Origin of the sequence: Bacillus cereus group sp. BfR-BA-01524 (assembly GCF_022662595.1) — a bacterium.
Lineage (GTDB): Bacteria > Bacillota > Bacilli > Bacillales > Bacillaceae_G > Bacillus_A > Bacillus_A thuringiensis_S.
This window is the reverse complement of the sequence record NZ_JAKUDW010000205.1, coordinates 1-2,643: the sequence shown is the minus strand read 5'-3', so window position 1 is coordinate 2,643 and position 2,643 is coordinate 1. Positions and strand designations below refer to the sequence as shown.

Here is a 2,643-nt window from a genome sequence, read left to right as displayed (position 1 = left end):
TGAAGCAGTAGTTGGATGTACTAATTATATAGTAAAACCAGGAGAGAATTATAGTAAATCCATACCTATAGGAAAGCCTATTTTTAATACTGAAATGTATGTATTAGATACTTCTTTACAACCCGTACCTATTGGTGTTCATGGGGAACTATATATTGGAGGAGTGGGATTAGCAAAAGGGTATTATAAACGACCGGAATTAACTGCGGAAAGATTTATTAATTCTCCATTCGATAGTAATGAGGAACAGAAATTGTATAAAACTGGAGATATAGTACGTTATTTACCAAATGGAAATCTTGAGTATATTGACCGCATAGATCAACAAGTTAAATTGAGAGGATTTAGAATTGAATTAGGAGAGATTGAAACTATACTTAATCAATATTCTAAAATACGTGAGGGTATTGTTTTAGTTCGAGAAGACATTCCAGGTGACAAAAGACTAGTTGGGTACATTATTGGAGATGATCTTACAGCTGATGAGGTTGAGAAACTTAGCAATTATATGTCAGAGCAGTTGCCGGATTACATGGTACCGAGTGCTTTTGTGTTGTTAGAAAAAATACCTTTAACAATTAATGGAAAAGTAGACAAGGATGCATTGCCTGCTCCAGATATGTCCTTAATTAAACGAACAGAATATATCGAACCCAAAACAGATATTGAAAAAAAATTAGTTGAAATCTGGGAAGAGCTACTAGGTTATTCTGGGATTTCTGTATATGACAATTTTTTCGGAATTGGTGGGCACTCTCTATTGGCTGTTCAATTAATGTCAAAAATTAAAAAGACTTTTAATGTGAAAATTCCGTTAACTGTTATTTTTCAAAGTGGAACAATTGCTGCATTAGCGAAACAAATAGATAGAAATAAAATTTATAAAGTTAATAATTCAATAGTACCTCTTCAACCAAAGGGGAATAAGAGACCTATTTTCTTTGTTCATCCTATTGGTGGACATATTATAAGTTATTTTGAATTAGCTAAATATTTAGGGGTTAAGCGTCCTTTTTACGCTTTTCAGTCGCTAGGATTAGAGAGTGAAGAAACAATATTAACAAATATAAAAGAAATGGCTAATTTTTATATTAAGGAAATGCAGAATGTTCAGGCAGAGGGTCCTTATATTATTGGTGGATGGTCTTTTGGTGGGGTTGTAGCTTTTGAAATGGCGAGACAATTAGTTGAGAAAGGAATAAAGGTTGAAGCCATTATATTGCTAGATACATGGGCACCAGATATATATAATGATTCATCAGAATGGGATGACTTAGCCGTATTTATGAATGATTTAATGAAGCAATATAACCTAGAAGTATCCGAAGAATTAATATTAGGATACAAAAATTTAAGTATGCAAGATGAACGTATTCGCTATGTAATAAGTTATTTGAAAAATCATTCAAAGTTTAAGCAAGATATACAAGTTGAAGATCTAGAAAAGATGATTCAGGTATTTCAAACAAATCTTAATGCTTATCGGAGTTATCAACCGGAAAAATTGGATCAAGATATATTACTTTTTACTGCAAATCATTCACATAAAGAAAATAATCATGCAGAAGATGATACCTTATTTTGGGGGAAATATGTGCAAAAAGAATTAAAAGTTATAGAACTAAACGCAACTCATTATAGTATGATGCAGTCTGCGCATGCTGAAGATATTGCATATCATATTGATATATTCTTAGAAGAGATAAGTAAAAAATTATACAATTCTAGTTCTAATTTAAATTAATTTTTAAAGGTGTGTTTGATATGAATAATATTTATTCACCATCGCTATATTTTAAAAAATATAATAAGGTAAATTCTTTTCCAACTAGTATGAGATTATTTTGTTTTCATTATGCAGGAGGAAGTGCCAGTAATTTTAAAAAATGGGCAACTAAATTACCGGAACAGGTTGAGGTAATTGCTGTTCAATTACCAGGTAGAGAAAATAGAATTATGGAGAAACCATTCAATAATATCCAATCTATTATATGTGAATTAGCAGTAGAGATTCTTCCTTTATTAGATAAGCCTTATGTATTTTTTGGACATAGTATGGGGGCATTATTAAGTTATGAAATGTCATGGTACCTAAAGGAAAATTTTTCGACATTTCCAGAAAAGTTAATTATTTCGAGTTTTAGGGCACCACATCTATCGCTAATAACAAATAATATGCATGATTTATCTGTACCTATTTTTATTGAGAAATTAAAAGAAATGGGAGGAACATCTGAAGAAATATTAAGTAATCAAGAGTTAATGGAATTAATTATACCTACTATACGTGCGGACTTTGAAGTGTGTGAAAAGTATGTATATAAAGAAAGAAATAAATTAAATTGTCCTATTGTGGCGTATGGTGGAACAGAGGATAGTAGAGTTCGTTTAGAGCATCTAAAACAGTGGGAGAAACACACTAGTAAAGCATTTAAAGTTCAGATGTTACCAGGAAACCATTTCTATTTAAAAGAAGTTGAAAAAGAGTTGCTATATTTAATTTCTAAGGAATTATTAGAAAACAAATAAATGAATTTATTTAAAAATATGGATGATAAATGAAATATTATTGTGAGGAAGAATAATGCAAGAAAGAGTATCTGTTTTATATTTGAAAATACCTGAAAATATAAAAATATCAGA

General features: G+C 30.3%; 2 protein-coding genes. Both read left to right on the top strand.

Annotated elements, in window-relative coordinates; translation table 11 throughout:
• Window positions 1-1,744 (top strand): thioesterase domain-containing protein (locus tag MR170_RS30310; RefSeq protein WP_242310583.1); only part of this gene is annotated, 1,744 nt, incomplete at its 5' end.
• Window positions 1,745-1,764: 20 nt separating this feature from the next.
• A complete protein-coding gene (locus MR170_RS30305; RefSeq protein WP_105433614.1) occupies window positions 1,765-2,529 on the top strand; it encodes a thioesterase II family protein in 765 nt (254 codons plus the stop codon).
• Window positions 2,530-2,643: the final 114 nt, after the last annotated feature.